This is a genomic window from Achromobacter sp. Root170 (genome assembly GCF_001428165.1).
Classification (GTDB): domain Bacteria; phylum Pseudomonadota; class Gammaproteobacteria; order Burkholderiales; family Burkholderiaceae_B; genus Achromobacter; species Achromobacter mucicolens.
In genome coordinates this window covers 54,564-75,503 of sequence record NZ_LMHN01000001.1, presented here as the reverse complement: position 1 = coordinate 75,503, position 20,940 = coordinate 54,564, and the positions used below count along the sequence as shown (strand labels likewise).

The 20,940-nt window shown below is 66.6% G+C and carries 20 protein-coding genes; 1 reads left to right on the top strand and 19 read right to left on the bottom strand.

From position 1 onward, the window contains the following. Positions 1–40: 40 nt before the first annotated feature. The 8 genes from ASD87_RS00330 to rpsP all read right to left on the bottom strand — a co-directional run bounded on the left by ASD87_RS00330 (position 41) and on the right by rpsP (position 6,330). Positions 41–1,330, bottom strand: a complete 1,290-nt coding sequence (locus tag ASD87_RS00330; protein ID WP_056315685.1) for an FAD-binding oxidoreductase — start codon at positions 1,328–1,330, stop codon at positions 41–43. 9 nt (positions 1,331–1,339) lie between these two features. Continuing rightward, positions 1,340–2,071, bottom strand: coding sequence for an amino acid ABC transporter ATP-binding protein (locus ASD87_RS00325; protein ID WP_056315684.1), 732 nt, complete (start codon positions 2,069–2,071; stop codon positions 1,340–1,342). Beyond that, the gene (locus tag ASD87_RS00320; RefSeq protein WP_056315682.1) at positions 2,068–2,721 is read right to left on the bottom strand and encodes an amino acid ABC transporter permease; all 654 of its coding nucleotides are present in this window, start codon (positions 2,719–2,721) and stop codon (positions 2,068–2,070) included. Before ASD87_RS00320 ends, ASD87_RS00325 begins: the two co-directional genes overlap by 4 nt. Positions 2,722–2,841: 120 nt before the next feature. After that, positions 2,842–3,597, bottom strand: a complete 756-nt coding sequence (locus ASD87_RS00315) for an ABC transporter substrate-binding protein (RefSeq protein ID WP_056315679.1) — start codon at positions 3,595–3,597, stop codon at positions 2,842–2,844. Between the two features lie 96 nt (positions 3,598–3,693). After that, on the bottom strand, positions 3,694–4,365 hold the full coding sequence (locus tag ASD87_RS00310; protein ID WP_056315677.1) for a helix-turn-helix domain-containing protein: 672 nt from the start codon (positions 4,363–4,365) through the stop codon (positions 3,694–3,696). 109 nt (positions 4,366–4,474) lie between these two features. Next, on the bottom strand, positions 4,475–5,311 hold the full coding sequence (gene trmD, locus ASD87_RS00305) for a tRNA (guanosine(37)-N1)-methyltransferase TrmD (protein WP_056315675.1): 837 nt from the start codon (positions 5,309–5,311) through the stop codon (positions 4,475–4,477). Continuing rightward, on the bottom strand, positions 5,311–5,928 hold the full coding sequence (rimM, locus tag ASD87_RS00300) for a ribosome maturation factor RimM (RefSeq protein ID WP_056315672.1): 618 nt from the start codon (positions 5,926–5,928) through the stop codon (positions 5,311–5,313). The genes trmD and rimM overlap by 1 nt, the downstream gene beginning before the upstream one ends. 141 nt (positions 5,929–6,069) lie before the next feature. Beyond that, a complete protein-coding gene (gene rpsP, locus ASD87_RS00295; protein ID WP_008165084.1) occupies positions 6,070–6,330 on the bottom strand; it encodes a 30S ribosomal protein S16 in 261 nt (86 codons plus the stop codon). A 491-nt stretch (positions 6,331–6,821) separates the two neighbouring features. Between rpsP and ASD87_RS00290 the strand changes: the two genes are divergently transcribed. Further along, entirely contained in the window at positions 6,822–7,403 is a 582-nt protein-coding gene (locus tag ASD87_RS00290; protein WP_056315670.1) for a hypothetical protein, read from the top strand. Between the two features lie 70 nt (positions 7,404–7,473). Here ASD87_RS00290 and ASD87_RS00285 read toward each other — a convergent pair whose 3' ends face one another. The 11 genes from ASD87_RS00285 to ASD87_RS00235 all read right to left on the bottom strand — a co-directional run bounded on the left by ASD87_RS00285 (position 7,474) and on the right by ASD87_RS00235 (position 20,938). Next, positions 7,474–7,743 carry a sulfurtransferase TusA family protein gene (locus tag ASD87_RS00285; protein ID WP_056315665.1) on the bottom strand — a complete coding sequence of 90 codons (270 nt, stop codon included), beginning with the start codon at positions 7,741–7,743 and terminating at the stop codon, positions 7,474–7,476. Next, entirely contained in the window at positions 7,743–10,367 is a 2,625-nt protein-coding gene (alaS, locus tag ASD87_RS00280) for an alanine--tRNA ligase (RefSeq protein ID WP_056315663.1), read from the bottom strand. The genes ASD87_RS00285 and alaS overlap by 1 nt, the downstream gene beginning before the upstream one ends. An 80-nt stretch (positions 10,368–10,447) precedes the next feature. Beyond that, positions 10,448–11,527 (bottom strand): type II secretion system protein J, encoded by a 1,080-nt coding sequence (locus tag ASD87_RS00275; protein WP_056315662.1) that lies wholly within the window; start codon positions 11,525–11,527, stop codon positions 10,448–10,450. Continuing rightward, a complete protein-coding gene (locus ASD87_RS00270) occupies positions 11,524–12,141 on the bottom strand; it encodes a type 4 pilus major pilin (RefSeq protein WP_056315659.1) in 618 nt (205 codons plus the stop codon). The genes ASD87_RS00275 and ASD87_RS00270 overlap by 4 nt, the downstream gene beginning before the upstream one ends. Before the next feature lie 61 nt (positions 12,142–12,202). Next, positions 12,203–13,339 (bottom strand): hypothetical protein, encoded by a 1,137-nt coding sequence (locus tag ASD87_RS00265; RefSeq protein WP_056315658.1) that lies wholly within the window; start codon positions 13,337–13,339, stop codon positions 12,203–12,205. Then, complete coding sequence (locus ASD87_RS00260) at positions 13,332–15,098, bottom strand: ATPase, T2SS/T4P/T4SS family (protein WP_056318582.1); 1,767 nt, start codon at positions 15,096–15,098, stop codon at positions 13,332–13,334. The genes ASD87_RS00265 and ASD87_RS00260 overlap by 8 nt, the downstream gene beginning before the upstream one ends. Positions 15,099–15,103: 5 nt before the next feature. Further along, positions 15,104–15,547, bottom strand: a complete 444-nt coding sequence (locus tag ASD87_RS00255; RefSeq protein ID WP_235512580.1) for a hypothetical protein — start codon at positions 15,545–15,547, stop codon at positions 15,104–15,106. Between the two features lie 34 nt (positions 15,548–15,581). Next, the gene (locus ASD87_RS00250; protein ID WP_235512579.1) at positions 15,582–16,919 is read right to left on the bottom strand and encodes a hypothetical protein; all 1,338 of its coding nucleotides are present in this window, start codon (positions 16,917–16,919) and stop codon (positions 15,582–15,584) included. Positions 16,920–16,921: 2 nt separating this feature from the next. Beyond that, positions 16,922–18,547 carry a hypothetical protein gene (locus tag ASD87_RS00245; protein ID WP_082586159.1) on the bottom strand — a complete coding sequence of 542 codons (1,626 nt, stop codon included), beginning with the start codon at positions 18,545–18,547 and terminating at the stop codon, positions 16,922–16,924. After that, positions 18,544–19,386, bottom strand: a complete 843-nt coding sequence (locus ASD87_RS00240; protein ID WP_056315650.1) for a TcpQ domain-containing protein — start codon at positions 19,384–19,386, stop codon at positions 18,544–18,546. Before ASD87_RS00240 ends, ASD87_RS00245 begins: the two co-directional genes overlap by 4 nt. 211 nt (positions 19,387–19,597) lie before the next feature. After that, positions 19,598–20,938 (bottom strand): extracellular solute-binding protein, encoded by a 1,341-nt coding sequence (locus ASD87_RS00235; protein ID WP_056315647.1) that lies wholly within the window; start codon positions 20,936–20,938, stop codon positions 19,598–19,600. Between the last annotated feature and the right edge of the window lie 2 nt (positions 20,939–20,940).

Below are 20,940 nucleotides of genomic sequence, written 5' to 3'. Positions count from 1 at the left end.
ACACTGTTCCGGGGTTTTTTTGTTTGGGGACAGCCGGGATTCAGACCCCGCCGTCCGTCATCCGGTACCAGCTGACCACCGCATTGACGTACAGGCGGCGCAGCGGATAAAGCGGAAATGGCTTGATGGCCGACAGCGGCACGGGCAGCGCATTGGCATCGCCCGTGACCACGTACTGCGCCATTGCGGCCCCCATGCAGGTCTGCAAGCCGACGCCGCGGCCCTGGCAGCCGATGTCCACCAGCAGCCCGGGCTGCGGTTCATGCAGATGCGGCAGATAGTCGCGCGTGACGGCCACCCTGCCGCACCAGCGGAACTCGAACGGCGTGCCGGCCACCTGCGGGAACATCTTGACCATCACGCGCTCCAGATGCGCCCAATCCGCCTCGCCCTTGGGCTCGCGAAACGGGCCCCGGCCGCCCATCAGCAAGCGGCCCTGATGATCCAGACGAAAGTACAGCAGCAGGTTGCGCGTGTCGGACGTGACGTGTCCCTCGGGAAATATCCCGGCACGGATGCGGTCGGGCAGCGGCACGGTCGCCACCTGAAACGTGTTGGCGTCGATGATGGACGGCTTGAGGCCGGGCCACAGGCCGCCGCCATAGGCATTGGTGCACATCACCACGCGATCGGCGCTGACCGACGGCCCGCGCGCCGTGGACACCGTCCACTTGCCGCCGTCGCGCGCCAGGCCCGTGACGGGCGTATCGGTGTGCAGGGTCGCGCCCGCGTTCAGCGCGGCGCGCGCCAGGCCGCGCGCATAGCTCAGCGGCTGCACCGCGCCCGCCCGCCGGTCCACCCATCCGCCCAGATACTTGTCCGTGCCGATAAGCCGGGCGACCTGCGCCCGATCCAGCGGTTGCGCGTCCACGCCCAGCCGCGCCCATTGCGCCGCGCGGCCTTGCGCGACACGCAGCGCGTCGGGCGTGTGCGCGCCCTGGATCCACCCCTTGCGCACGCGCGGCACGTCCATCGCGTGGCGCTCGATCAGGTCGAAGACCGCGTCCGCCGTCCCGCCGGCGAACCGTGTCAACCGCTCGCCGCGCTCGGGGCCGAACATCGCAACCAGATCGTCAGGGTCGTATTTCAAGCCCGGAATGACCTGCCCGCCATTGCGGCCCGAGCCGCCAAAGCCGATCTCGCGCGCCTCCAAAAGCACGACCTTGACGCCACGCTCGGCCAGGTGCAACGCAGTGGACAGGCCGGCGTAGCCGCCGCCGATCACGGCGACGTCGGCCTGCGTGGACGCGTCAAGCGGCCCGGTGGGCGGCGGCGGCGCTGCGGTGGCCGCCCATAGTGACGGGGAAAGCGGAAACGGCGCTGGCTGCATGAGACGTCCTTACATGGGGTGCAACACACGCCGCAGGAAGTCCTGCGTGCGCGGATGCTGCGGATGATTCAGCACTTCGCGGGCGGCGCCCTGCTCCACCATGACGCCGCCGTCAAAGAACATGACACGGTCGGCGACCTCGCGCGCAAAGCTCATTTCGTGCGTCACGACGACCATCGTCATGCCGGCCTCGGCCAGCTTGCGCATGACGCCCAGCACGTCGCCGACCAGTTCGGGATCAAGCGCCGAGGTGGGCTCGTCAAACAGGATCGCCTTCGGTCTCATTGCCAGCGCGCGCGCAATCGCCACGCGTTGCTGCTGGCCGCCCGACAGCTGGTTCGGATGCGCGTTTTCCTTGTCCGCCAGGCCGACGCTGGCCAGCAGCTCGCGGCCGCGTTCAACCGCCTGAGCGCGCGGCTCTTTCTTGACGAAGATCGGGCCCTCGATGACGTTTTCCAGCGCCGTGCGATGCGGAAACAGGTTGAAGCGCTGGAACACCATCGCGACCTGCGTGCGGATCGACACGATGGAAGGCGAATCGCAATCGACCAGCTCGCCGTCGACCGTGATACGGCCGGCGTTGTAGCGTTCCAGTCCGTTGATGCACCGCAGGATGGTCGACTTGCCCGAGCCGGATGGCCCCACGACACACACGACCTCGCCCTGCTCGACCTCGGCGTCGATGCCTTTGAGGACTTCAAGCGGCCCAAAGCTTTTCCTCACGCCTTGCAGGCTGATCATTTGGTTGCGCTCCGTTTTTCCAGATGCCGCACCAGCAGGATGAGCGGCACGCACATCACCAGGTACATCAACGCGACCAGCGTGAACACCGTGGCGTTCTTGAAAGTCGACACGGCGATGAGCTTTCCTTGCAGCGCCAGCTCGGCAACGGTGATGGTGGATGCCTGCGACGAGTCCTTGAGCATCATGATCATGATGTTGCCGTAAGGCGGCAGGACGATCTTCACGGCCTGCGGCAGCACGACGCGGCGCATCGTCAGCCCCCAGCCCATGCCCATGGCCATGGCCGCCTCGATCTGCCCGCGATCGATCGCCTGGATGCCGGCACGGAAATTCTCGGCCTGGTAGGCCGAATACGCGACGCCCAGGCCGATGATCGCCGCCTGCACCGCGCTCAGCGACACGCCCATGTCCGGCATCACGAAGTAGATATAGAAGAGCAGCACGATGATGGGAATGCCGCGCAGCAGATTGACCAGGCCGGCGCTAAAGCCCGACAGGTATTTGTTGCCCGACACCCGCATCAACGCCCAGACCAGCCGCAGCACCGTCGACAGCGCCAGCGAGCCCAGCGTGACCAGGATCGTGAGCTTGGCGCCCTCCAGCAGTATCGGCATGAACTCTGCCGCGTCCTTCATGAATTGCATCATGCGTCCACCACCCCCAGAAGACTGCCCGCGTCGCGCTCCGGATGCGCGGCGTCCGCCGGCGGGTTTGATCGCGCCGGCGGGATTTTAACGAATGCTTGCGCTACGAAAGCCCGGCCGGCCTCACGCGCCGCCCAGGCCCCACTTCTTCAGGATGGCGTCGATGGCGCCGTCGGCCTTCAGCTTGGCCAGCGCCTTGTTGATGCGATCAAGCAGCTCGGTGTCTTCCTTGCGCGTGGCCAGCCCCAGGCTGCCCATGATCGTGGGCTGATAGGACTGCGCCATCTTCAGATTGGGGTAGTTGCCTTGCGACAGCACATACGCGGCAATGGGGTAGTCCATGAAGCCGCCCTGGATCCGGCCGGCGTTTGCGTCGCGCATCATGTCGGGCGGATTGTCGTAGAGCTTCACCTCCTTGAAGACGCCGCTCTTCTGGATGGGCTCGACGAAGGCAGTGCCCACCTGCACACCGACCGTCATGCCCTTCATGTCGGCGAACGACTTGTACTCCTTGTTGTCGCTCTTGAGCACCATCAGGCCTTCGCCATAGCGATAGACGGGCTCCGAGAAGCTCACGACCTGCTGGCGCTGAGGCGTGATAAACATTGCCGCCGACACGATGTCGATGCGCTTGGACGTCAGCGAGCCGATCAGCGCGGAAAACGCCATCGGCTCGATCTGCACCGAGAATCCGGCCTCCTTGCCGACCGCTTTCACAATGTCGACCATCACGCCCTCGATGCTGTTCGTCTTGGTATCGAGAAACGTGAACGGGCTGCCGGTGGGCGTGGATCCCACCTTCAATACCGTCTGGGCTTGGGCGCCCGCCGCCATGGACAATGCTGCGAATACAGAGACAACCAGGGTCTTGAATTTCATGACATATCCTCATCGTGGCAAAGAAGGCCGGGCCGCGCCTGGCGCGCCCGGTGGCGGCCCGCTCCCCTCGCGTGCCGCCGCATGGGTGCTGCGCGCTCAGGGCGCTTGTGACGTGTCGTCCTCCGCGGCTTGAGTGATGTTGGAGATGGCCCAGATGACCTCGGTCGTCTGGGACCCCGGATTGCACCAGCGGCGCGGCGTGCTGCTGGCATAGCAGAAGCTGTCGCCCTCCTGCAGGCGCAGGACGCGGTCGCCGACCCACAACTCCAGCACGCCCTTGAGCACCACGCCAATCTGCTCGCCCTGCCCGGTCACGAAGAGCTCGCTGCCGGTGGAGCCACCGGGCGCGATGGAGGCGCGGCACAGATCCATGCTGCGGCAGGCGGCGGGCGTGTACATCTCTTTGCAGATGCCCTTTTCCTTGAGGTCGATGTAGCGATGCGTGCCCGCGCGGGCCACGCGCCCATCTTCCTCGCCGCCCGTGTGCTCGGCGTTGCGCAGCAGGGCATTGACCGACACGCGAAACTCGCGCGCCAGGAGATGAAGGACTTTGACGGAGGCCGAGCTCAGCCCTCTTTCGATCTGGCTCAGCAGGCCCAGCGACATGCCGCAAGCCTGGGCGACGTCAGCGAGCGACCGTCCCTGCTGCTTGCGCAGCTGACGCAACTGCTGGCCCAGCCACAGATCGACGGCCGACTCCGGCCTGTCCGCCCGGGCGGGTGACGACGGTGCTGCACTGGCACGACGAACGGCGGCTGAGCGGCTCATATGAAAATTTCATGTGCATGTAATTTTCAATACTAAGGAGCAGCGAAAACGCCCACAATCTAGGACCTTCCCTAGCGTTGTGGGCGTTGCGGATGGGCCGCGATGACCGTCAGGCGGCGCCAGAGGGATCGGACGGCTTGCGCGGCCGGCGACGCCGGGATGATCCCGGCTCGGCGGGTAGCGGCGTCCCGGCCAGCTCGGCCAGATATCGCTCGTCAAGCTTGCTTAGCCAGCCTTTCTCGCGCGCGGTCGCGATGAGCTCAGGCCGGCGCGCCGCGGTCAATGACAATGAACGCTCGCGCCGCCAGCGCGCGATATTGGCGTGATGACCGCTCAACAGGGCCGCCGGCACCGCTTCGCCTTCGTACACTTCGGGACGCGTGTAATGCGGGCTGTCCAACAGGCCGGACAAGGTGTCATTGAAGGAGTCCTGCAGCGCGGAATCCCCATCGTTGAGCACGCCGGGCAAAAGGCGCACCGCGGCATCGATCACGGCGAGCGCCGCGATCTCACCGCCGGACAAGACGAAGTCGCCAAGCGAAATCTCTTGCGTGACGCAGCGATCGATGAAGCGCTGGTCCACGCCTTCGTAGCGTCCGCAAATGAGAATGAGGCCATCGCTGGCGGCCAATGCCTCGGCGCCAGCCTGGTCATAGCGCCGACCCACCGGGGCCAGCAACGCCACCGGGGCGGGACCAAGCCCCTGTCCGGCGCGCGCCTGCTGGGCGGCATTGACGGCGGCTTCCAGAGGCCCCGCCATCATGACCATGCCGGGACCGCCGCCGTAGGGGCGGTCGTCGACGGTGCGATGGACGTCATGCGTGAAATCGCGCGGATTCCAGGCATGCAGCTGCCACCGGCCTTGGGCATGGGCCCGGCCGGTGACCCCGAGGTCGCGCACCACCCCGAACATTTCGGGAAATAGCGTAACGACGTCGATACGCATCAAAAATCCGCGGGCCAGTCGCTGTCGATGCGGCGCGCGGCCAGATCGACGGCATGGATGTGCGCGCGTACGAACGGAACAAGCATTTCGGCGGGCCGGCCCTTGGCGTCCAGGAGGGGTTCGGGATTCTCGCCCTCGCCCTTCTGCAGCAGGACCTTCAACACGGCATGCGCGCCGTTGTCGAGGACCTCGCTTACCACGCCGATTCGCGTGGGTTCGCCGCTGGCGCTGGAGTACAGCGCGCAACCAATGAGATCGACCCAGTAGTATTCGTCTTCCTCGGGCGCGGGGAACGAACCGCGCGGCGCTTGCACGGAATGTCCGCGCAGCGCTTCGGCCTGATCGCGATCCGTGATGCCCTGCAGTTGCGCCACGACGGTGGCTCCCTGCGAACGGGCTTGCAAGATCTTGAATGCGACAGGCGCAGACGCGACAGCGCCCCGCGCCAATTCAGGCACAGGGCGAGTCAACCACCATTGAGACGCTGAGAGCAGCACTTCGGCGTTGGCCGAATGCGGCTGCACTTTAACCCAGCCTTTCACACCGTAGGCTGCAGTGATGCGGCCCAGCTCGACCAAATCCGTAGGCGCCGCGTTGGAGGTTGCGGCATCAGGCATTTATCGTGCTCTTTATCGGCTTGGATAGCGATGAAGCAGCTAGGAATGTCAGCTTGCAAGCGCGAGGGCTTTCAGCGTGGAAAAACTAGCCGCTCAGAATTCAGCTAAAGAATTTCAGCTAAGGATGTGCGACGCGGGCAATTAGGCCGCGGCGGAAACCTTGGCCGAGTATTCCTTGACCAGACGCTCGACGGCGGGCGACAGTTGCGCGCCGGTGCCGGTCCAGTACTGCACGCGATCCAGCGCAATGCGCAGGTTTTCCGTGCCTTCGCTAGCCACGGGGTTGTAAAAACCCACGCGTTCGATAAAGCGGCCGTCGCGACGGTTACGCGAATCGGTGGCCACCAGGTTGTAGAACGGACGCTTCTTGGACCCACCGCGGGCCAGGCGAATCACCACCATAGGTAATCCCTTGAATTAGTTGTGAAAAACGGGAAATTCTAGCACTGAAAGGAGCCTGCTGGCAAATGCAAGTGCCGAAATCTGCGGTGTGGCGCGATTTGTATCCTAAAACACCACATCCGGGTATTCTACAAGCTCGAGCCCAGCCCTGCTGCGGCTCTATCTGCAGGCGCGCCGCGCGGTGGTTGCGTCCGGCGTTGCGCCGTAGGCTCTGTCCACCCGGTCATGCCGCCCCCGGCCCGTGCCTGCAGCCTGTCTCGTTGTCATGCGTTTGAGCAGTTGGTGCGTCTGAAGAGCAATCTGATTGGAGAGATCGGATTCATGTCGACCCGCGCAAAACTCTACGCCCTGCCCTTGCCGGCCTCCCCGCAACGACAGCCTTCCCCTGCCTTCCTGCCCCCTCAGCGCCCGGCCACCCCGATCGGGGCGCCTGCGCCTGCGCCTGACTGCGCTTTCCCCCACTGACGTCCTTGAACTGGAGTGTGCACATCATGAAGAACCAAAAATCCGTCTTCGCCCCCGTCGCGCGCCTGGCTGTGGCTGGATTGCTGGCGGGATCCCTTGCGCTGCCAACGGGCGCGTCCGCACGGGTGATGGGTGCTGCGCTGACGACGGCATCCGGCCAGGTGACCGCCGTGGATCAGGCAAGCCGGACGCTCACCCTGCGCGGCGCCGATGGCAACACCGTGGAGATCGTTGCCGGACCGGATATCCGCAATTTCAAGCAGATCAAGCCGGGCGACACCCTGACGCTGGACTACTACGAGTCGATCGCGGTGGACGTGCGCCCCGCGGGCTCCGGCACGCCCGAAGTCGTGACCGAGACCGCGGCGGCTCGTACCGCCAAGGGCGCGATGCCAGGCGGCGCCATCGGCCGTCAGACCACGATCACGGCCGAGATCTGGCACATCAATCGAAGCGCGAATCTGGTCATCCTGAAAGGTCCTCAGGGCGGCCGCCGCACCATCCAGGTCAGGGACCCGGCGCTGCGCGAGAAACTCCAGCAACTGAAGGAAGGTGACCTGGTGGACTTCACGATCACCCAGGCGGTCGCAGCGGCCATCCACCGCTAGCCGACGCCGCCAGGATGAACAAGGCCCGCTGCGGGAGCGGGCCTTTGTTGATAGCGAGATTCGGTGCGGATCAGCGCCGGCGCAGGAAATGCACGCACCGCCCGTCGGCTTCCTGTTGCGCGACCAGCGCATTGCCCGTCTGACGAGAAAATGCCTGGAAATCGCGGATGGCGTTGCGGTCGGTGGTGATCACGCGCACCACCTGCCCGCTTTCCATCTGCGCAAGCGCCTTCTTGGCGCGCAGGATGGGCAACGGACAGGTCAGGCCGCTTGCATCGACTTCTTGGTCGAACACCGGCGCCTCGGCGCCGGCATCGAGACGGGAATCGACGTCGCTCATCAGAGGCGCTCGTCCACCCACTTCTGCACACCGGCGATCGCCGCGGGCAGCGCGGCGATATCCGTGCCGCCGCCCATGGCCATATCGGGACGGCCACCACCCTTGCCGCCCACCTGGCCGGCCACGAAGCCCACCAGGTCGCCCGCCTTGATGCGGTCGGTCAGGTCGGCCGTGACACCGCCCACCACGCTGATCTTGCCGTCGGCCGAGCCAGTGGCCAGCAGCACGACGGCCGGCTTCAGACGATCCTTCAGGTTGTCGACCATGCCGCGCAGCGCCTTGGGATCGACGTCGCCAATGCTGGCCGCCAACACCTTGATGCCCTTGACGTCGACGGCGGCGCTGGAGGCCAGGTCGTTGCCGGCGCTGGCCGCAAGCTTGTTGCGCGACTGCTCAAGTTCCTTTTCGAGCGCCTTGACCTGGTCCTGCACCTGCGCAATGCGCGCCGGCAGGTCGGCGGGCGTGCTGCGCAGCATGCCGGCGACCTGGGTCAGCAAGGCGTTCTGGTTTTGCACCCAGGCCAGCGCGTTGTCGCCGGTGATGGCTTCAATGCGGCGCACGCCGGCGGCCACGCCGCCTTCGGAAACGATCTTGAAGAGACCGATGTCGCCGGTGCGGCTGACGTGCGTGCCGCCGCAGAGTTCACGCGAAAAGCCGATGTCGAGCACACGCACGGTGTCGCCGTACTTTTCGCCGAACAGCGCCATGGCGCCGCCCTTGACCGCATCGTCATAGCCCATGACCTGCGCGACCGTGGGCTGGTTGGCCAGGACTTCGGCATTGACGATGGCTTCGACGCGGGCAATCTGCTCGGCCGTCAGCGGCGCATCCTGCGCGAAGTCGAAACGGGTCTTGTCGGGATCCACCAGCGAACCGCGCTGCTGCACGTGCGCGCCCAGCACCTGGCGCAAGGCCTTGTGCATGAGGTGGGTGGCCGAGTGGTTACGCACCGTGCGGGCGCGGCGGATGGCATCCACGCGAGCCAGCAGCGTGTCGCCGACGGCCAGCGAGCCGGATTCCAGCGTGCCGTGATGGCCGAACACACCGGACTGGATCTTGAGGGTGTCGGCAACGGCAAAGCGCACGCCGTCGGCTTCCAGGAGGCCGGTGTCGCCCACCTGGCCGCCCGACTCCGCATAGAACGGGGTGGCGTCCAGCACGACGACGGCGCTCTGGCCGGCCTTCACTTCCTGGACTTGGGTGCCATCCACGTACAAGGCCGTGACCTTGACGTTGTCCAGCTCAAGCTTTTCGTAGCCTTCGAAACGCGTTTCGGCGCCTTCGTAGCTGAGGCCTTCGGCCATCTTGAACTTGCCGGCGGCGCGGGCCTGGTCGCGCTGACGCTCCATGGCGACCTCGAAGCCGGCCATGTCGACTTCGACTTCACGTTCGCGGCAGATGTCGGCCGTGAGGTCGACGGGGAAGCCATAGGTGTCGTACAGCGTGAACAGCGTGGTGCCGTCCAGCACGCCGCCCTTGGGCACATTGGCCAGGGCGGTGTCGAGGATGCGCATGCCGTGTTCGAGGGTTTCGCCGAAGCGCTCTTCTTCCTGCTTGAGGACCTGGGCCACACGCTCGGCGGCGGCTGCCAGTTCCGGATAGGCCTCGCCCATTTCGGCAACGAGATCCGGCACCAGGCGATGGAAGAACGGCTTGGTCTGGCCCAGCTTGTAGCCGTGACGCAGCGCGCGGCGCACGATGCGGCGCAGCACGTAGCCGCGGCCTTCGTTGCTGGGAATCACGCCGTCAACGATGAGGAACGAGCAGGCGCGGATGTGGTCGGCGATGACCTTGAGCGAGTTGTCTTCCAGGTCCTTGATGCCGGTTTCGCGCGCGGCGGCGGCGATCAGGTGCTGGAAGAGATCGATTTCGTAGTTGGAATGCACGCCCTGCAACACGGCGGCGATGCGTTCCAGGCCCATGCCGGTGTCGACACAGGGACGCGGCAGGCGCGGCATGTTGCCGGCGGCGTCGCGTTCGAACTGCATGAACACCAGGTTCCAGATTTCGATGTAGCGATCGCCGTCTTCTTCGGGGGAGCCCGGGGGGCCGCCCCAGATCTCGGGACCGTGGTCAAAGAAGATTTCGGAGCAAGGACCGCAGGGGCCGGTGTCCGCCATCTGCCAGAAGTTGTCGGACGCATAGCGCGCGCCCTTGTTGTCGCCGATGCGGATGATGCGCTCGGTCGGCACGCCCACTTCCTTGGCCCAGATGTCGTAGGCCTCGTCATCTTCCTGGTAGACGGTGACCCAGAGCTTTTCCGCCGGCAGCTTGTAGACCTGCGTCAAGAGCTCCCAGGCGTACTGGATGGCGTCGCGCTTGAAGTAGTCGCCAAAGCTGAAATTGCCCAGCATTTCGAAGAACGTATGGTGGCGGGCGGTGTAGCCCACGTTCTCCAGGTCGTTGTGCTTGCCCCCGGCGCGCACGCTGCGCTGCGACGAGGTGGCTCGCGTGTACGACCGCGATTCCTTGCCCGTGAAGACATCCTTGAACTGGACCATGCCCGAATTGGTGAAGAGCAGGGTCGGATCGTTGCCCGGGACGAGCGACGACGAGGGAACAATGGTGTGTCCCTTGGACTTGAAGAATTGCAGGAACTGCTGGCGAATCTCGGAGGATTTCATCGTGGATGAAGCAGAATTTAGGGCGAATCGCCAATTATAGAGGGTTGGCGGGAATACGCGCGGAATGGGCTGGACGGCGGTTACCGGACACAGACGTAACCGATGGTCCAGCCTTCGGTTCCCTTCCAGACGCCGCCCGAGGACACGACGACGCTCTCGTACCCCGTCGGGCATGCGCACTGGCCGGTGCGGGGGTTGGCCGTGGAGATGCCCGTGTAATGGAAGCAGCCTAGCGGGTAATTCACGCTGAAGGCGCCCCCAAACCCGCCGCTGGCCTGCATCCAGACCCCCGATTCGCAGGAAAGCAGCTGCCCGGCGGCGGATTTGGCAAGGGCGCCGGGCTGCGCCCCGCAGGCGTGGCCCGGGACTTCCCGGGCGCCCACGTTGACGTACCCGCCCGTCTCCACGCTGCCAGCCACTGTCAGCCCGCCCTGCAGGTCTGGATCGCGCGTGTCGCGCATTTTCACGTAGCCGCTCAGGTCGGGCAGCCCGGCGCCAGCGCCCGCCCACAGGGCAAGCGTGCCCGGCGCATGCGTGGGCGCGCCGGGGGCCAGGGGATTGGGAAACCCATACGTGGCGCCGCGCAGTTGGGCTGGCGCCTGCGGCCACACCGCCCCGCCGTAGCCGTCCGTGGATGCAACGATGGATGCCATGGCGACTTCGTCCGGCACTTGCGACCCTTTTTTCAGCAGGGGCTTGTCGGCATAGACGATGCCGTCCAACCGGCAGGGATCGCCCGGGCAGGTCTGGCTGCGAGCGATGTGGATGTCCGCGCCGAAACCCAGCGCCGACTGATTGGGAAAGTCGGCGGGCAACAGCCCCTGGGCGCTCAATTCCGCCAGGCTGGGTCGCAGGGCCTGCGCGAACAGCGGCTGGCCTTCGCCATCCAGAGGCGGCTTGCCTTCGGACAGGGCCTCGGCATGCCGCGACAGCATCTGCGTCACTGCCAGGCGGATTTGCGTCATCCAGACGCCCGTGGACCGGGCCGCGGACGCTTCGATGCGGTGAACGACTTCGTTGGAGGCCCAGATGGCCACGGCGGTGGTGATGGCCAGCGCCAGCGCCATGCCGATGAGCGAAAAGCCCCCCTGCCGCCGCCGGACGGCGGGCGGCTGCAGGCGCCATGCCAGCTTGCCTGGGGCGCAGCGAGGCGCGCTCATCTTGCAGTGAAAACGAAAGTGTTCACGTCGCCCTGGCTGCATTGCGCCTGCGCCTGTGCGGCGCGGTACGGCGTGGCGGGAGTGGCGATCGAGTCCTTGACGACCTTGGCGCCGCTGCTGCCGCTGATGGAAATGATTTCGGAGACCCGCTGCAAGACGGACGCCAGCGCCGGGCAGGCGGCATGGCTGACGTTGGTGAGCGTCAGGGTGAACGCGGACCCCATGCCCGCCCCGTCAACGGAGGCCGGTTCAACCTGGACCACGCCGCTGCCGCTGGTGCCGCTGCCTCCCAGGCCGTGGGCCACGCTGGCCGCCGCGCCCGTTCCCTGCACCGACAGCACGGTGGAGTCGCGCAGCGCGTTGGCCAACGCACCGGTATCCAGGCCGGTGTAAGGCGTCACGCCGCCGCCCTGGGCGTTGATTTTCATGCTGGCGACGAAGCGCTGCAGTTCTTCGCCTACCTTCGGCACCTTGTTTTCTATGACGTAGCCGCCAATGGCCGGGATGCCGACGATCGCGATGAGCAGGACGATCGCCGTGACGATGGACACCTCCATCAACGAAAACCCCTGCTGCTTCCACCGGGCGCATCGAAACACTCTGACTCTTTTCATGAAGATCCTCTTTGATAAAAGCGCGCGGCGAGCCGCGCAGTTGCCGCCAACCGGCGATCCACTACTGGCTGGCATAAAAATTGGTCAACGCCAGGCGCAGCTCGTCGATCACCGCGTAGTGCCACAGCGTGATGCCCAGCACCGTGGACAACGAGGCAATCAGCAATGACCAGCGCAGCACCATCGCCTGCCGCCGCACTCGGGCCAGCAGGCGGACCTCCACGCGCTGGCGCACGCGGGCCAGACCCGGCTCGACGCCCAGCGCATCCATCAGGTCCGCCATGTACCACCAGGTCTGGGCATCCAGCAGACCAGTGCCGAAGATTTCCGCGCCGCTGGCGCCGCCGTCGATCCGGCTCAGCATGGCCTGCAGGTGCGCCAGCAGCCACGGCGAGGCGTCGCGCGCCTGCACGGACAGCGCGTGTCGCAAACGCGTGTCGGCTGCGCCGTGCTGTCTGATGAGCACGGCCAGCAGCGATAGAAAGCGGATCGCCTGAAAATCGCGATACAACCGCCAGAGCAGCCAGCGGTCGAGCACGGCGCGGATATCGCCCGTGAAGTTGGCGAGCGACCAGAGCGCCAGCATGACCGCGCCGAATATCAGGACAACCCACAGCGCAAGCCATTGCTTCAAGCCGCCGGCCAGCGCGAACAGGCCACGCGTGAGCGGCGCGTAGTCTTCGGCGGGCACGGCCTGGAAAACCTGCTGCAGCCTAGGCACGCTGAAAAACGGAATGGCGCACAGCAATGCGAAAGCGACGATGGCGGCGATCACGCCCGTGGCCGCCGCCGACAGCAATGCCGACCAGGCCTCGGACGCCAACCTGACGGCGCGCGCCAGATCGCGCAGTGCAGCGGCCAGATCGCCGCCTTCCTCCTGCACGCAACTGAGCAACAGGCATTCGCCGTGCGGCAGCGTGTCAGACCACGCAACGCCCAGGTCGCCGCCTGCGCCCAGATAAGCGGCGGCCCAATGCTGGCAGAGGCGCCCGCGCACGGTGTCGGGTCCGTAGCGGCTGGCGTCGTCCTCGAAGATGTCGCGCAGGCTCTTGCGCCCTTGCGTGCCTTCGACGACATCGGCCAGGTATTCGTAATAGTCCGCACGCTGCGCGCGAAATCGCAGCGCATCCAGCCGCAGCCGGTGCTGGCCGGCCGACGACGCAGACCAGCGCGATGCGCGCGCTATGACGTCAGCCATGACGGACTCCCTTGGACACGGCCGCGCGGGTCGGCGCAGGCGCTGCGGCCAGCACTGAAACGGCCGACACCGAACCCAGCGTCGGCAAGACGGGCAGTTCGAAGCGGCGCAACAGCGTGCGCGGATCGATTTCTCCGAGGCTCGTCCGGTACAAGGCGCAATCCAGCGCCCGCGCGCCGCGCAAGGCGGCATCGCGCCAGGCGCCGCCTATTGCGGGCTGGAACTGCTGCTTCAAGCCGTGGTTGTCGCGCCGCCGCACTTGCTCAAGAAAGCCCTGCACGCGATCCGGCTCGATCATTTCGGCCGCGACACTGCGTCCCGCCGTGCCGTTCAGTTCCGGCATGTGATCGCGCCGGCACGCGGGGCAGCCCGCCTCGTTCCTGACCTTGAGCGACGCCGCGTCCAGATCGTAGGTGTCTTGCATCGCGCGCACCCAGCCGCGCCAGTCCCAACCTTGCGCCTGCCGAGCCGGGACGCCCGACCACAGGCTGTCCACCGGTAGCGCGCAACCGGGGCACAGGCGTGGCAGCAGAGTCTGGTAGATGAGCAGTTTCAGGATGCCGGGCGAAGCCAGAAACTCTCGGGACACACCGATGGCGTCGGAGGCCAGGCGTTCGGGAATCATTGCGGCCGACCCGGCGTGTGTGGTGGCGTACAGGCTCACCCCCGAACTGGCGAGGTCCATGAAGGCGCGGCCCGTCTGGATATCGCGGACCTCGCCGATCAATAGGTCGTTCATGGCCGAGCGCTTGATGGTCTTGAGTTTGGCGTCCAGCGTGGGCCACGCCGCGTCCGCCAGCGCGCCGCTCAACGTGTTCTGCAGCGCGTTGCCGATGTGGTATTCCACGGGATCTTCAAGCGTGATGACCTTGCGTGTTGGCGAGATGCCTCGCATCAGCGCGGCGATGGTGGTGGACTTGCCCGAGCCGACCACACCCGCCAGCACGATGGCGCCGCCCTCGCGTTCGCGCGCCCGCAGCAACGTTTCGGCCTGCGCGGGCAGGTAACCCAAGGCCAGCAGGTCGCCGTTGACGGTCGCGTCCAGCCGCAGGATCCGCAGGCACACCGAAGGCCCCGCGTCCGCGGCCAGGGAGGCCCAGCGCAACACGATGGGCGCGGCGTCCACGGTCAGAGAAATGCGCCCCTGTTGCTCGAGCGCCGGATCGAACACCGCGCCGTTGCCGCCGCGCACGTCCATCCACGCCACGGCCAGGACCTCGAGCAGCGTGGCGCTGGAAAGACCCGCGAACCGCTCGGCGCCGACATACTCGCCGTGGATGGTATAGCGGATGTCGCCGCCGTCGCGCCGCTGGTCCACGTTGATGTGCACGTCGCTGGCGCCCTGCACCACACCCCAGCGGACGATGTCGAGGAACAACGCAGCCAGCGCCGAGGCGCGTTCGGCCGGGTTTGCCTTTGCCAGACGCCCCGGTCCGGACGCCGTGTACTGGCCTCGCGCGATCATCAGCAAAAGCGGCGCGGGAACGACGTAGCGCGCGGGCCGCGCCATGCGGTAACCCGCTGCTTTCACCATCCGTTCGACCTCATCGATCTGGTCGCCAACGGTGTATTCCTTGACGGCGAAGATCGCAGCCTGGCCGCCTTCAAGCAACACCGGGCAGAGCCGGCCGGCCAGCGCCGCCAGATCGAACTGGCGGCTCAGCGCGCGCACGAAGGCCGGCTCCATGCCAGCGACGTCTTCAGGCGTATGCAGTTCGGGCGGGCAAGCAGGCATTGCCGAAGCGGGCAAGGTGTGCATCGGCATCAATGGCCCCTTCCTGCATCCAGACAAGCCGACTGCTCGCGACCGTCGCGCTGCAAGCGCACGCAGGCGCCGTCGACGGCCAGCAGGCGATAGGGCGCCATCAGTGCGCCGCCTGCCACGGGATCAGCACGGCCAGCACGGTAGCGCAGCAAGGTCCCGTTGACGACGATGTCCACGTTCAAGGCGCGCGCCGTGCCGAATATCGCGGTCACGCGGATGTCGTCCACGCCGTGTGCGACGGGCGGCGCCGAGCCGCCCTTCCCTTCGCCCACCCCGCAAAGGCCCGGCACCCGGCAGTCCGCCAATGCGGCCGCGGCATCCGCCCGCAACAAGGTGCGGACAGTCTCGACCTCTGGCCAGGGTTGGGGCGTCTGCGCGTGATCCCCGGCCCGGGCTTGGCCTGCCGAGACCGCCGCGGCGCTCAGTGCAATGCGGGCCAGCATGCGCCCGGTTGCGCGTCTGCGCTGGATGCAAAACTTATTCCTGTTCATAAAGATCCCCCTGCAATTCAGCGACAAGCGCACTCGCGACGAGACTGGGCCGCGGTTGCGGCTGCACATTCACCACGAGGCGCGACCAGCGGGCAGCAGGCACTGGCCCCGGCAGCAACGCCATGGAACGCAATGGCCCATGCAAGACCAGGCTGCGCCTGCGAACGAGCGGCGTCCCCCATCCGTCAGCGCTGCCGGGCGACGCAACGGCACGCGCCGCGGCAGGCAGCCGCGGAATCAGCGGCACGGCCGGCGACAGCGCCACGGAAGCGAATGCGGGACGCAGCCCTTGCAGCCCCCCTGCCACCCACGTGTCCACGTGCAGCGACGTGGGCAACGCCAGGTCGGCCACACGGATGGGCGCCGACGCCACGCGCCAGGCCAGCGTGGCTTCCTCGAGCGGCTTGAACGACACCTGCCAGCCGGGGGGCAGCAGCGCGTGCAGCCCGTGATTGGTGGCAAGCGGGTGAGCCCTGGCATATACAGCCGCGCAGTCCCATTGCTGCGTGGCGGCCTCGCATTGGGCGCGGCGCAGCGCCCAGCCCTGCACCTGCACAGGCAGCGCCGCCACGCTGGCGAGCAGGCGCGTGAGGTCCGTGGCGGGATGGACCGTCGTGCCTTGCAGCATCGCCTCGTACGCATCGGCCATCGGATCTCGAACCGCGGCGGGCGCGGGTGGCGCCGCCGGTTTGCGCGCGAACGGGGCGACGCTCGCGTTCCACAATGGCGGCGCGATGGCGGCAAGACCGATGCAGGCAAGAAATAGACGCAGCGCGGCAGGCAGTTCGGCCCAACGCGAAGGCAGCACCGTCAGCGCGGCGCCAGACTCCACCGTCTGCGCCAATGCCGCCCACACCCGATCCGGCGAATGTTCCGTCAGCGACGGACGCTGCGCGAGCAGCGCGCGCTGTTCCGACTGTGCATCGTCCAGCGAATCGAACACCCTGTCCGTCTGCGACAGGACGGCGCCGCCATGTGCGGCAACCAGCCAATGGCGTCCATCCGGCAGGCGAACCAGACTATGGCCGCCCTCGGGATACAGCAGGGCGAACAACTGCGCGGCCGATTGCGGCGGCGTGGCGCCCAGTGACCGCGCGCGGCGCCAGGGCCGCGCCGCCCACCGGCCCGGCCGCCCCCGCCCATACCCCGCGACCATCGCCAGCGATCCGCCCACAACGTAATGCGTGGCGCGCAGGCGGCGCCCCCGGGATCGTGCGAGCTTGGGGACGTTGGAGCCGATGAGCGCAAACCAGCGCAGGCCAAACGCCAGCACGCGATCCGCACCGGGGCATTCGATCAGCAAAAATTGAGGGGCCCGGTTCACGATCAATACCCTTCCTCGACCTGGGCTGTCACCAGGATGAGGGTGGTATGGCGTTCGGTGGCCGCGCTGTCCAGACCGCCGGCCACGAGCGGCAAGCCGGGGGCCAGCCGTTGGCGATCATGCTGATCCTGCTTGCGGTCAAAGCCGGCCACGATCATGGGTTGCCCTGGGCGCAGTTCGATCTGCTGCACCGTGCCACTGCCATCGATGGTGATCTGCTGCACCTGAACCTGATTGGCGCTTTCACCGAACGTGATCGTCTTCAGGGGCTGCGCGACTGCGTTGTCATATGCGATCGAGAGCAAGATCTGCCCGTCTTCCTGGATGTCCGGCACCAGCGTGAGGAATGAACCGACGGTTTCTTCCTTTTGGCTGATGGACACCGCAGGCAGCGACCCATTTGCGCCAGTGGACGTCATGCCGGGCATTGCCGTGCTCTGCACGCGATCGATGTACGAGAACGTGGTTCGCACGGCGTGCGAGACCGGCCGGCGGTTCAAGGTGAGAACCGGGATCTTGCTATGCCGCACGACCGCCCCCATCGTGCTGAGCGCGGAGACGATGGCCTGCGAGCCCTGGAATGGCCCTTGGGCCGAGGCGGCCTGAAGCAGGCCCGCGCCGGTGACGGGCACGCCCGGCATGGCCAGTCGTGCCGTTGCGCCCGCGGCCGCATACAGCGCGTTCCAGTCCAGGCCGCCGGCGGCCTCGGAGCTGGCAATCAGGGTGATCTCCTCGAAAAGAAGGCGGACGCGGCGGGTCAGCGCCTTGTTTTCGCGCTCGAGGTAGCGCGCGACCCGGTCCAGCGCGTCGGGCGTATCGGTAACCACCAGTGCGGCCGCGCCTTCCACGGGCTCTGCGATCACGCCGGATCGCGTGAGGAATGGCAGGATGTTTGCGCGCAGGATGGCCAGCGCGTTGTGCTCGCCTGCGGAGAGCGTGGTGTTGGATGTGCTTTCGAAACCCTCGCCTTCCGCGCTGCCGGAGCGGCCGAGCCGCACGTCGACCTTGCTGGCCAACGTTAGCGCGCGCAGGTCGAAGACGCGCGTTTCAGTGCGGTAGAACTCGAGCGCGTTGTGTTCGTAACGCCAGTGCACCGAGAAGCGTGCGGCCAGCGCATCGAGCAGATCGGCGAGCGGTTGCGGATCCGCGCGCACTTCGATGCGCGCGGGCGCGGCCAAGGCTACTGAGCCGCTGACGGCCAGACGCGGCAGGAAATGGTCTTGGGCAAGCAGCGCGTCCGGACGCACGCGCACCGCGATGCCGGTAGCGGCGGTCAGACGCTGTGCCAGCGTGGGCAGGTCCGCGTCGTCAGCCAGCATGAGCGTGGTTTTTACGTTCTCGCGCAATGCAGGCGGCAGCACGACCTCGCGCGCAAGCGGTTGCGGCTTGCCCGCAAGCCAGGGCGTGGCGACTTCCTGTGCGGCGATGCGCGCCTGACGATCGGTCAAGCCGTCGGCATAGGCCGCGTGTCGCGTGGCGGCATCCGCATGCTGGGCGCTGGCCGCGCGCCGCATGTCCGTGACCCGTTCAGTTACCGAACATCCGGCGAGGACACACGAGAGCGACACGCACGCGAGAGCCCGGCATTTGCGCAAACGAGCGGTGCAGGCAAACAGACTGAGGTTCATGCCGCGGCTCCTTTGGGCGTGGCCGCGCGTGAGCACGATTGCGCAAGCGGCACCACACGCAGAACTCGGTTGCCGTAGAAACAAGGTTGCAGGGGCCGGTCCGCCAGTTCGGTTGCGCCAAGCAGGCCGCGCACGGCAGCCTTGAAGTCACCGGGAAATTCGGCCGTGGCAGCCAGCGGAATGTCGACGTCCACCGCCCAATGCTGCGGTTGGAACGTCCAGCCGGCCGAGTCGGCCCAGCGTGCCAGGACGGCGCGCAGCGTGGCGTCGGGCGGCGCCGCGCGGAACGGGGTGGCTTGCGGGGCCACCTGCGGGCCGGCCGGCGCGTGGCCGTCCGATCGCGCGGGCGTGTCAGCCGAAAGCGTGATGGCCGCGCTGGCATCTTGCAGCGGACGCTGCGACGGATCGGGTCTTGCCGCCGTGGGCAGCGCCACGCGGGCGGCGGATGCCGGTTCGCGCGCCGGGTTGGCCGCGGCATGCGCGCGCCGCGCCCGCGCGGTCAACCTGCCGCCGCGAAAGGAAAGCCCATTCCATGCGCCAGCAACCACGACGTAGGGATCGCGCCGTACGTACGGCAAGGGGTGCTCGCCACCGTCGCCCATGCCGAAGATGGCCGGCAACGGTTGTCCCGGCAAGAACTGCAACCAGGTCTCGCGGCCGTCGTCGAAGACCTGCAGCGGTGCAACGGCGGGATCGCCGGACAGTTGCCAATCGAAGCGGAACCCCAGAGAGGACGGAATGCCGGACTGCCAGGAAGATCCGCCCGCCGGACCGGGGCCCGACCACGAGCATGCGCCAAGGCAAGACAGCCCGGCCGCCAGGAAAAAGATTCGTACCATGCCTCACCGCGAACAAAGGGCGCATCGGAAGCGACACGCATGAGCGGCATGGTGGCCGAGCGCGGAAGGCGCCGCCAGACTGGCATGTACGTAGGGATGGATTCATCCCCACCGACGGAGCTACGAATTCAGGCGCAAAAAAAGCCCGGTCCGAAGACCGGGCTTTGCTTGCTGCGCGTGGCGTGCGGCTTTGCTTGCCGCACGGATGCGATCAGCGCTGCGTGGCGATGGTGCGGGCCTGCGCGGCAGCGTTGTTCAGTGCGGCAACGGGCGGCACCTTGCCGTCAAAGGCGTCGGTGAGCTCCTTGTTCAGCACGGGCTCGATGCGATCGTAGTTGGCCATGCGGAAGCCGCGGCTGTTCTGGACGGGCTTGGCGCTCATCGAGGCGACAACAGCCTGCGCGCCCGGGATCTTGCTGTAGAACGACACGTCGGAAGCGCGGAACGCGGCTTCCGTCAGCGGCAGGTAACCCGTGCGCTGGTGCCATTCGGCTGCGACGACCGGCTTGGACAGCCAGGCGAGGAACTGCGCGGTGGCTTTTTCCTGCGCCTGCGGGTGGCCTTCCAGCGCCCACAATGCCGAACCGCTGACGAACGGCTTGCCGCCTTCCTTGGTGACTTGCTCGTAGTAGGGCAGCGGCGCGACGCCGAAGTTCAGCGACTTGGTGGCCAGGAACTGGCCAAACGCGCCCGAATTGGCCGTCAGCACTGCGCATTCGCCCTTGGCGAACAGCTTGTCGTTGGTGTTGTCGCCGGAGTAGGCAGTGAACAGCAGCGAACGCTTCCAGCTCACCATCAGCGAGATGTGGCGCATGTACAGCGTGTCGAACTGCATGGCGGGGGCAGCGGACTTCTTGGTGACCGCATCCAGGCCATTGTTGTTGCTGGTGAACTGCTGGTTGTTGATGGGCGCCAGGTTTTCAAGGTGGACCGCGACCTGGTCGCTGGACGCGTAGGGGCAGTCGATGTCGGCCACGTCGCGCAGCTTCAGCAGTTCAGCCTGCAGCGCGGTCCACGTGCGCGCCGGCTTGTTGGGATCGAGACCGGCCTTCTTGTAGGCGGCGGTGTTGTAGAACATCACGGGCACTTCGGCCATCCAGGGGAAAGCCAGCAGACGGCCCTTGCTGTCGCGCGTGAAATTGCTGGTGGCCGGGATGAACCAGTTCAGGTCCTTGATCGGATACTTGGCCAGCAGTTCGTACAGCGGCAGCACCGCCTTGTGCTGAGCCACGATTTCGGGCGAATGGTTATCGGACAGTTGCAGCAGGTTCGGGCCCTTCTTGGCCTTTACCGCGGACACGGCCTCTTGTTCCAGGGCGGACGGCGAGGCGAAGCCGCGCAGCGTCACTTTGACGTCGTCCTGTTCCTTGTTGTATTGCTTGGCGAGCTTTTCGAACTCGGCCTTGTTTGCGTCTGTCAGGGTGTGCCAGACCTGGATCTCGACGGGTGCGGCATTTGCCACGCCGGCCATCGCCATCGCGGCGCCAAACACCCATGCACGCCGGCTGGCGAACATCGCGCGGGCAACGCCCGCCAATTGCAGTTTCTTCATAG

Bases quoted from the DNA above. Each gene is read 5' to 3' on its own strand.
- ASD87_RS00330 (WP_056315685.1), bottom strand. From the start codon at position 1,330: ATGCAGCCAGCGCCGTTTCCGCTTTCCCCGTCACTATGGGCGGCCACC.
- ASD87_RS00325 (WP_056315684.1), bottom strand. From the start codon at position 2,071: ATGATCAGCCTGCAAGGCGTGAGGAAAAGCTTTGGGCCGCTTGAAGTC.
- ASD87_RS00320 (WP_056315682.1), bottom strand. From the start codon at position 2,721: ATGATGCAATTCATGAAGGACGCGGCAGAGTTCATGCCGATACTGCTG.
- ASD87_RS00315 (WP_056315679.1), bottom strand. From the start codon at position 3,597: ATGAAATTCAAGACCCTGGTTGTCTCTGTATTCGCAGCATTGTCCATG.
- ASD87_RS00310 (WP_056315677.1), bottom strand. From the start codon at position 4,365: ATGAGCCGCTCAGCCGCCGTTCGTCGTGCCAGTGCAGCACCGTCGTCA.
- trmD (WP_056315675.1), bottom strand. From the start codon at position 5,311: ATGCGTATCGACGTCGTTACGCTATTTCCCGAAATGTTCGGGGTGGTG.
- rimM (WP_056315672.1), bottom strand. From the start codon at position 5,928: ATGCCTGATGCCGCAACCTCCAACGCGGCGCCTACGGATTTGGTCGAG.
- rpsP (WP_008165084.1), bottom strand. From the start codon at position 6,330: ATGGTGGTGATTCGCCTGGCCCGCGGTGGGTCCAAGAAGCGTCCGTTC.
- ASD87_RS00290 (WP_056315670.1), top strand. From the start codon at position 6,822: ATGAAGAACCAAAAATCCGTCTTCGCCCCCGTCGCGCGCCTGGCTGTG.
- ASD87_RS00285 (WP_056315665.1), bottom strand. From the start codon at position 7,743: ATGAGCGACGTCGATTCCCGTCTCGATGCCGGCGCCGAGGCGCCGGTG.
- alaS (WP_056315663.1), bottom strand. From the start codon at position 10,367: ATGAAATCCTCCGAGATTCGCCAGCAGTTCCTGCAATTCTTCAAGTCC.
- ASD87_RS00275 (WP_056315662.1), bottom strand. From the start codon at position 11,527: ATGAGCGCGCCTCGCTGCGCCCCAGGCAAGCTGGCATGGCGCCTGCAG.
- ASD87_RS00270 (WP_056315659.1), bottom strand. From the start codon at position 12,141: ATGAAAAGAGTCAGAGTGTTTCGATGCGCCCGGTGGAAGCAGCAGGGG.
- ASD87_RS00265 (WP_056315658.1), bottom strand. From the start codon at position 13,339: ATGGCTGACGTCATAGCGCGCGCATCGCGCTGGTCTGCGTCGTCGGCC.
- ASD87_RS00260 (WP_056318582.1), bottom strand. From the start codon at position 15,098: ATGCACACCTTGCCCGCTTCGGCAATGCCTGCTTGCCCGCCCGAACTG.
- ASD87_RS00255 (WP_235512580.1), bottom strand. From the start codon at position 15,547: ATGCTGGCCCGCATTGCACTGAGCGCCGCGGCGGTCTCGGCAGGCCAA.
- ASD87_RS00245 (WP_082586159.1), bottom strand. From the start codon at position 18,547: ATGAACCTCAGTCTGTTTGCCTGCACCGCTCGTTTGCGCAAATGCCGG.
- ASD87_RS00240 (WP_056315650.1), bottom strand. From the start codon at position 19,386: ATGGTACGAATCTTTTTCCTGGCGGCCGGGCTGTCTTGCCTTGGCGCA.
- ASD87_RS00235 (WP_056315647.1), bottom strand. From the start codon at position 20,938: ATGAAGAAACTGCAATTGGCGGGCGTTGCCCGCGCGATGTTCGCCAGC.